6 protein-coding genes are annotated in these 7,089 nt (G+C 41.4%); 1 reads left to right on the top strand and 5 read right to left on the bottom strand.

The features are described 5' to 3' along the window. On the top strand, window positions 1–228 hold a 228-nt coding region (locus L5M28_RS21860; protein WP_411569183.1), incomplete at its 5' end, for a transposase. Here L5M28_RS21860 and L5M28_RS21855 read toward each other — a convergent pair. From L5M28_RS21855 to L5M28_RS21835, 5 genes are read right to left on the bottom strand one after another with little or no spacing between them, the layout of a single operon-like run. Then, a complete protein-coding gene (locus tag L5M28_RS21855) occupies window positions 180–1,208 on the bottom strand; it encodes an HNH endonuclease (protein ID WP_263204406.1) in 1,029 nt (342 codons plus the stop codon). The genes L5M28_RS21860 and L5M28_RS21855 overlap by 49 nt on opposite strands. Next, window positions 1,208–1,906 (bottom strand): OmpA family protein, encoded by a 699-nt coding sequence (locus L5M28_RS21850; RefSeq protein ID WP_115334757.1) that lies wholly within the window; start codon window positions 1,904–1,906, stop codon window positions 1,208–1,210. The genes L5M28_RS21855 and L5M28_RS21850 overlap by 1 nt, the downstream gene beginning before the upstream one ends. Continuing rightward, entirely contained in the window at window positions 1,906–3,666 is a 1,761-nt protein-coding gene (locus L5M28_RS21845) for a hypothetical protein (protein ID WP_263204405.1), read from the bottom strand. Before L5M28_RS21845 ends, L5M28_RS21850 begins: the two co-directional genes overlap by 1 nt. A gap of 33 nt (window positions 3,667–3,699) precedes the next feature. Next, window positions 3,700–5,565, bottom strand: coding sequence for a restriction endonuclease subunit S (locus L5M28_RS21840; protein ID WP_263204404.1), 1,866 nt, complete (start codon window positions 5,563–5,565; stop codon window positions 3,700–3,702). Further along, on the bottom strand, window positions 5,565–7,067 hold the full coding sequence (locus L5M28_RS21835; RefSeq protein ID WP_263204403.1) for a type I restriction-modification system subunit M: 1,503 nt from the start codon (window positions 7,065–7,067) through the stop codon (window positions 5,565–5,567). Before L5M28_RS21835 ends, L5M28_RS21840 begins: the two co-directional genes overlap by 1 nt. Between the last annotated feature and the right edge of the window lie 22 nt (window positions 7,068–7,089).

Here is a 7,089-nt window from a genome sequence, read left to right as displayed (position 1 = left end):
GAAAACCAGTTGCACTGGGTGCTGGATGTGAGTTTAGGTGAGGATGCGTGCCAGATATACCGTGGTAATGCAGCGACTAATCTTGCCACGATGCGACACTTTGGTTTGAATATGTTACGCGCTGAGAAGCGAAAAATGAGTATCAGAAGAAAGCAGCGTCAGGCATTGATGAATGAGGCTTATTTGGATGCGGTGCTTGAAGCCGGCATGAGTGTGGTTATTAAATGACCACTCGTAATCTCACCCTGAGCGCCAGGTAAACCCATTGATTGACATTTCTGCAGTAGACCGTCCAATGCTGTATCTGCACACTCTCTGATGTTGTTATAATCAAATACATCGAATTTATACTGTTCACGACGAAGTTGGTTTATTTTCAATATGTCATCATGACTTACATACAAGTGTCCATGATGGGGTTGTTTCTTATGACAATCGGCACAAAGACCACGCAGATTATCGCGACTATTGTTAGTCTTGTTTCCGTTGATATGGTGAACATGCAAAAGCTTCGATTCGTGACGTAAATTAACTCCACATTGTTCACAGGAATAATCAAGCTCAAGTCTAATTTTCGATGATATTGAGGGCCAATCAGCGGTATATCCTGCAGTTTGAAAACCAGCAGTAGATTTAGGTAATGACTTAAAATAAGAGCTATAGGTTTCGAAAAATTGCGCGTAAGAGAAGTCTGATACAAACTTAGTTTTATCTCCCCAAGTTAGTCCAGGGAAATTCCTATGATTAAGTAAACATAAGCAATTCTGGCAAACTGCTAATTCTGCCTCACCTGCAATTTCTTTCTGAGAGTGGTACTCAATCCCGAAAATAGGAAATGTACCATCAATTCGGTTAGTAACATCATACCTATCATTAAATCGACCCCGTTCTCTCATGCCTATAATTGTTTTACACTCAGCAACATGGACTCTTTTTGCCCCTTTACCTTTACCATCAACAATGACCTGAGAGATGTTATTCCCTTGATCTGGGATATATAGCATGACCTGATGACCATTATAATTCAAAATACCATCAGAACCATCGATATCAGCTAGAACAAAATCTATCCCAATAATCCCTGTAATGAGATCAGCACCTATGCTCTCAATTTCTGTTGACCGACTAGTAATAGTAAAGTTAGTAACAACTTTACCTAGCGGTGCCACAGCCCGATGTAAAGCACTAAAATCAACCGTCAGCTTCATTATTGTGCCTCTAATATCCGTTTAATCTGAATATCAGCATTTGTTATCGCTCTAAATGAAACTCGACGAGACATTGCTTCATCTTCCACATTATTTTTCATTATTAAGCGTGATGAAGAAAAACCAACAGCGGCGATATTCGCTTTGATCCACTCAGAGTCGTTTGGCATCAACGAATAACCATACTCTAAAACTGAGCGAGTACGACCTTGTGATAACTGCATATTATAAAAATATGCCTGTGCCTCAGTAGAGCCTCGAAGACCTAAACTTGATGTATGCCCCTCAATTCTGATTTCATCTAATGAATCCCTATAAGGTGTAAGCACCTTAATATATCTAGGGAAAAAATCATTCAGAATCTCTTTATAGGCATCGCTTAACCGTGTTTCATTATTAGCAAATAACACATCTGGTGATTGAAAGTTAAAGGCGAGCGTTTCCTTATCAATGGTCGCTCCCCACTTATCAAGATCATTTTTAAACTCATCTTCCAATGCTTGATAAATGGCCACTTGGTTTTCCTGATACGCGACAGCGACGTCTTTTATTTTGTCGTTTTCCTTCTGAGTAATCATCATGAACACAATCGCAATGAATAGAAAAACCATCATTAAACCGGCCATTAAGTCAGACACAGTTAACCAATGTTCACCACTGTCTTGTGCACCATTGCTAGTACCAAATATCTTGTCCATTAGGCTACTCGCTGATTAACAACTTCATTCATGGCTTGGGTTAACTTAATGTAATCGTCAACAAACTTACCACTGACTTGAGCTAGCGCTTGTCCCATCTCGTTCATGACACGGTTTATTTCCTGCTGCATTGCCGTATCAATCAGTTTAAGTTGTGAATCAACAGCTTCACCTGTTAAGACTACCTGATGCTTCACTTGTTCTTCCATGGCATCAAATGTGCGTTTGGCTTGGTTGATTTGCTGAGTAGCAGCGTCATCAATCACTTCATTAAGTCGTTGCTGTAGTTTTTCAGCTGATTTAACGACGGTGTCACGGACATTCTCAGTGTCAGTGACTAAGTTTTGGTTTGCTTCTTTCATTGTGGAAGTCATATCTTTAGCGTCTGCAACTAACTTTTCAATCATGTCACGCATGGTGCTATTCAAATCACTTACCGCATCTTGCAAATGTTGCTTGATAATTTCAGTCTGGGATTGCAGATAATCAGAACTTGTCTGTAAGCTTTCATTTGTACGGGATGTATTATTGGTAAATTCAGTCGCTGCTATATCGATATTTTTACTGATGATATCAGAGCTCTCAGTTAAGCGAGCACCGACACTGTTAATCCCTTTCTCTGTTTCGCTGGCAAACTTCTCTAATAGATCATTAGACGTTTTAACATGATTTTTAATGTAATCATCAGACTCGGTTAGCAAGGTCTTATAATGCTCACTTGCAGTATTCACCGCCGCAGAAATATCTTCGACGGTGCTTTGAACTTGCGCTCTAATTTCAGGCACAGCTTTAACCGCTTCATCACGCATTAATTTAAAGGCTTCCAAATGGCGTTCAAGCTCAGCTAATTGATGCTGATTAACTTCCATTACGCCTTTTAGTTCATGCATAGATTGCGGGATGATTTTACTTTGCTCACTAATATGCGCAACTGATGACTCTGTTGCTGAAATGGACTCGACACCTTGGGCATATTGCTGCTGCATTTGCTCAAGTTGTAACTTATAGTTTTCTTGCCATTCAACCAGTTTAATCACAGCTTCATTTAGCAGTTTAAAGTTATCACCAAACTGCTCGGTTAAATTATTATTGAAATCTGCAATGACCTGTTTGAGGGCTTCAATCACTTGCTCTGTGGCAGACTTAGACAAAGTATCAGCAAAGTCTTGCAGTTTAAGCCAAAGCTTCTCAGAAAATGCGTCAAACTTTTCTTGTTGCTTAATGGATTGTTCTTGCAGATTTTTTGCCGACAATTTGGCATTGTCATTAATGTCACCACGCAGAATTTTAAGTTGCCCAAATAATGTGGATTCTTCATTACCCACAAGCGCATCTTTTAAAGTACGGGTTTCAGCAACTTGTGCCTGCATCGCACCTAATATTGCCTCAGGGGTGGCATGCGAGATACTTTCTTCCACTTGTTTGGGTTTTAAAAAAGAAAATGTCGATAAAGTTTTATAAAGCAACGAGAGAAAAATACCGAATACACTGGTTATAAATGCCGTTTTTAGTCCCTCCAGCAATGGAGGAATACTGGCTTCAATATCATTCTGGTTGAAATCTAACAAGCCTAAAACAATACCTAAAAATGTACCAAAAATCCCCAGCGTGGTTAATAAGGTGGGGATGAAATTTACAAACTCTACTTGCTTGCCTGCTTTAGTAAAAAGTAAACCTGCAATAAATACTATTGCCATTAACGCAATAATGACAATACTCACTGCATTAAGACTGCCAAATAAACTCTCTAATATTTCCATATATTTTAATCTTTCTTTAGTTAAGGTAAGTGGTTAAATTGCCTGTTCGACGATGGCGTCGGTGAGGTGCAGTTGGGTGGTTTGCGCATCAGCTAAACGGGCTTTGAGTTGATCGCACAGAGCCATTAGTTCATCGACTTTGGTGACGATTCTGTCTTTCTCTTCATTTGGGGGAATGGCAATCAAACAACCCCGTAATTGAGTTTTGTTTATTGAAGCAAGGTTAGTAGTTTGCTTACTCGAACCTGCAAAATAATCGCGTGCAAAGGGCCCATTCAGATACTTTTCAAGCCAGACTTCACTTTGTTCTTCAAGAAAGATACGAGCTTTAAACACGTGATTTTGATGAGCTATATAAGGCAGTTCATTAGACCAAATCGCAGTGCGGCCTACTTTGTCCCAATCACCACCTTCAGTTATCAATAAATCACGGGCTTTAACTCGATACTTATCTTCCTCTTCAACTGGAATTTCAATTTCTTTTAAATGTCCTAAATCTAAATAACTACGCTGAACATTCGCAACGCTCAGGTACTTAACTGTAATTAACTCTCTGCCAATAAGTTTGCGCCCTTTGGTTATACCACCTTGGATATCAACTAAATCCTCTAACCTTATCCACTCCCATCCTTGCGGTAGTTCAAAAGATTTTTCTTCTTCGGTGATGGCGGGAAGTAGTTTCTGTTTTTTTATTTTTCCCTCTTTGATCAGCTGGGCTTTTTCTTTGGCGATACGCTCTAATAGTTTGGCTGCAGGTTCGTCATTAGGGTCTTGTTTTACTAGCTTACCCATCACGGCAAGTTGGAGGATAGTTTGCTTTAGAGTGTCGATGCTGGCACTAGTAGTGAATAAGGTGTCGAAGTGCTCGGCAACACGTTGCCAATCCTTATCAAAACTATCTGTAAAAGGCTGCGGTTCAAGACTGACATCAGACTGACTTGCTGTATTAGCAGTTGCTTGTGGCAGTAGCAGCGCATTGAGCAGGATTTCGACTAAGGTTTGGTGTGCCGAAATACTCGCTTCGGTTTGTGCTTCAAGGGCATCACACAAACTCATCAACTCATCGACTTTAGCAACGATTCGGTGTTGTTCTTCAAGTGGAGGTAATGCAATAACTATTTCATTTATTTGTCCAGTGCTTAGGTTTGGGATAGCACTACCTGTTGATTTATCTAAATTTTCTTCAATTTTTGTTGTTAATAGCAAATATAAATAGTAGATGTTCATTTGATATGGAACAAATTTACCGACACGTTGATTCAAATAAAAAACTTCATTTGATTTATTAAATCCTAGTTTACCTGTTGTAGCACCAGACATTGCTATAACCAAATCCCCAGCTTCAACTCTTAGATTTGGATCTAAATTTTTAATAACTGATTTTTCTACCCGAGACATTGAATCTGGTGTTAACTCTCCGGTGGAAGAAATATCTCCAATCTTTACGATACCAACACCAGTATCCTGAAAGGAGCTACTTTTAAATGCGAAACCATTGATATAACCGGCTATATCAATTACACGGCACCATATCCATCCATTCGACAATTCAAACGGCTTTTCATCCTCACCAATCTCAGGCAAAGGCTTCTGTTTTTTAAGCTTGCCATCTTTCACCAACTGCGCTTTTTCAGCAGCAATGCGTTCTAGCAATAATGACGCGGGTTCATCGTTCGCGTCTTGTGGCACTAACTTACCGCGCACGGCGAGTTCTAAAATTAGTTCACGCAGTTTTTTAATGCCATAAAGCGAAAACTTTTTTGAACTGCCACGGCCTGCTGAAGACTTTTGTTCTATCGCAGTCGTCCAAATATCAAGGTGCGTGGTAATTAAATTTTCAGCCGTTGGCGCAGATTCGATATTGCGAGCGTGAGCGTTTGGTATGGAAGAATCAGCCATTACTTGCCCTCACCGTCTGATGCTGCCGAAGGTGACGATAATGCCGCAGACAAGATGCCTTTGAGTTGGTCACGCAAGGCTTGAATATCCGCTTGTTGCTTGGCGTAATCGGCTAACAAAGCTTGCGGATCGTGGCTTACCACCTCGCCCACATGCGGGTTTTTAATATCGAGGTTGTAGTTACGGGCAATAATGTCGTCGATGGAGACTTTCCACGCTTGCTCGTTTTCGACCCGCGCTGCAAAACCATCGGCTTCATCGCCCCACCACGCCAGTTCTGTCTCAAACTCTTCAAACTTCATGGGCTTGGTTTTGTTGTAGTTTTTCACCCCTGCTGGGTAGGGATGCTCGTAAAACCAGACATGTTTAGTCGGCGTGCCTTTAGTGAAAAACAGGATATTGGTTTTAATGCCAGTGTAAGGATTAAACACACCGTTAGGTAAACGCACTATGGTGTGCAGATTACATTCTTCGAGCAGCATTTTTTTAATTTTGGTTTTAACGCCTTCACCAAACAAGGTGCCATCGGGCAATACCACGGCAGCGCGGCCGCCCTTGCCATTTGTTGCGGGGGCAAGCACTTCGATAATCAGCTGCAGGAATAAGTCGGCAGTTTCGCGGGTTTGGTACTCGCTAGGGAAGTTTTTTTCAATCCCGTCCTCTTCGGTGCCGCCAAACGGCGGGTTGGTGATGATGACATCAATATCTTCATCCCAGCTTGATAAGGGTTTGTTTAAGGTATTGCCGTGTTTAATTTGTACGGGCACTTCAATACCATGCAGCATCATGTTGGTGGTACACAGTAAGTGCGGTAATTGCTTTTTTTCTACCCCATGAATTTGCTGTTGCAGGGTGTGGTGATCATCCGCCGTCTTGACGTAATTGGCTTTCACATGATCAAAGGCACAGGCCAAAAAGCCGCCAGTGCCACAGGCCGGATCCATAATCGATTCGCCCAGCTTGGGGTCGGTCACGGCCACAATAAACTTAGTGATGGCACGCGGAGTATAGAACTCGCCTGCATTACCTGCGCTCTGTAAGTCTTTTAAGATTTGCTCGTACAAGTCACCAAACAAGTGCCGCTCTTTTGAGTCGGTAAAGTCGATTTCATTGAGTTTATTGATGACTTGACGCAGTAGCGTGCCGTTTTTCATGTAGTTAAAGGCATCTGAAAACGCCGCTTTTACCACATAACCGCGGGGATTTTTATCTATCGGGGCGGTGAGATTTTTAAGATCAGGGAATAGCTCATCATTCACAAATTCAAGCAGCTCGTCACCTGTGATGCCTTCGTTATCGGCCGCCCAATTACGCCATAAAAAATCACTCGGGATAGGTGTAATGTAATCATCGAGTTCTAGCTCTAACTGCTCTTCTTGGGCATCGAATACTTTTAAGAACAGTAACCAAGACATTTGGCCTAGTCGCTGGGCATCGCCATCGACGCCGGCATCTTTACGCATAATGTCTTGAATGGATTTAACGGCTGAACTGATAGACATAAATTTCTCTTTTCGTTTTTAA

Source organism: Shewanella sp. SW32 (genome assembly GCF_025653365.1).
Taxonomy (GTDB): domain Bacteria; phylum Pseudomonadota; class Gammaproteobacteria; order Enterobacterales; family Shewanellaceae; genus Shewanella; species Shewanella oncorhynchi.
Note: the sequence above shows the minus strand (reverse complement) of the source record. Positions and strands in the feature narration are given on the sequence as shown.

Coding starts and splice junctions, on each gene's coding strand:
- L5M28_RS21835 (WP_263204403.1), bottom strand. CDS start 7,067: ATGTCTATCAGTTCAGCCGTTAAATCCATTCAAGACATTATGCGTAAA.
- L5M28_RS21845 (WP_263204405.1), bottom strand. CDS start 3,666: ATGGAAATATTAGAGAGTTTATTTGGCAGTCTTAATGCAGTGAGTATT.
- L5M28_RS21855 (WP_263204406.1), bottom strand. CDS start 1,208: ATGAAGCTGACGGTTGATTTTAGTGCTTTACATCGGGCTGTGGCACCG.
- L5M28_RS21850 (WP_115334757.1), bottom strand. CDS start 1,906: ATGGACAAGATATTTGGTACTAGCAATGGTGCACAAGACAGTGGTGAA.
- L5M28_RS21840 (WP_263204404.1), bottom strand. CDS start 5,565: ATGGCTGATTCTTCCATACCAAACGCTCACGCTCGCAATATCGAATCT.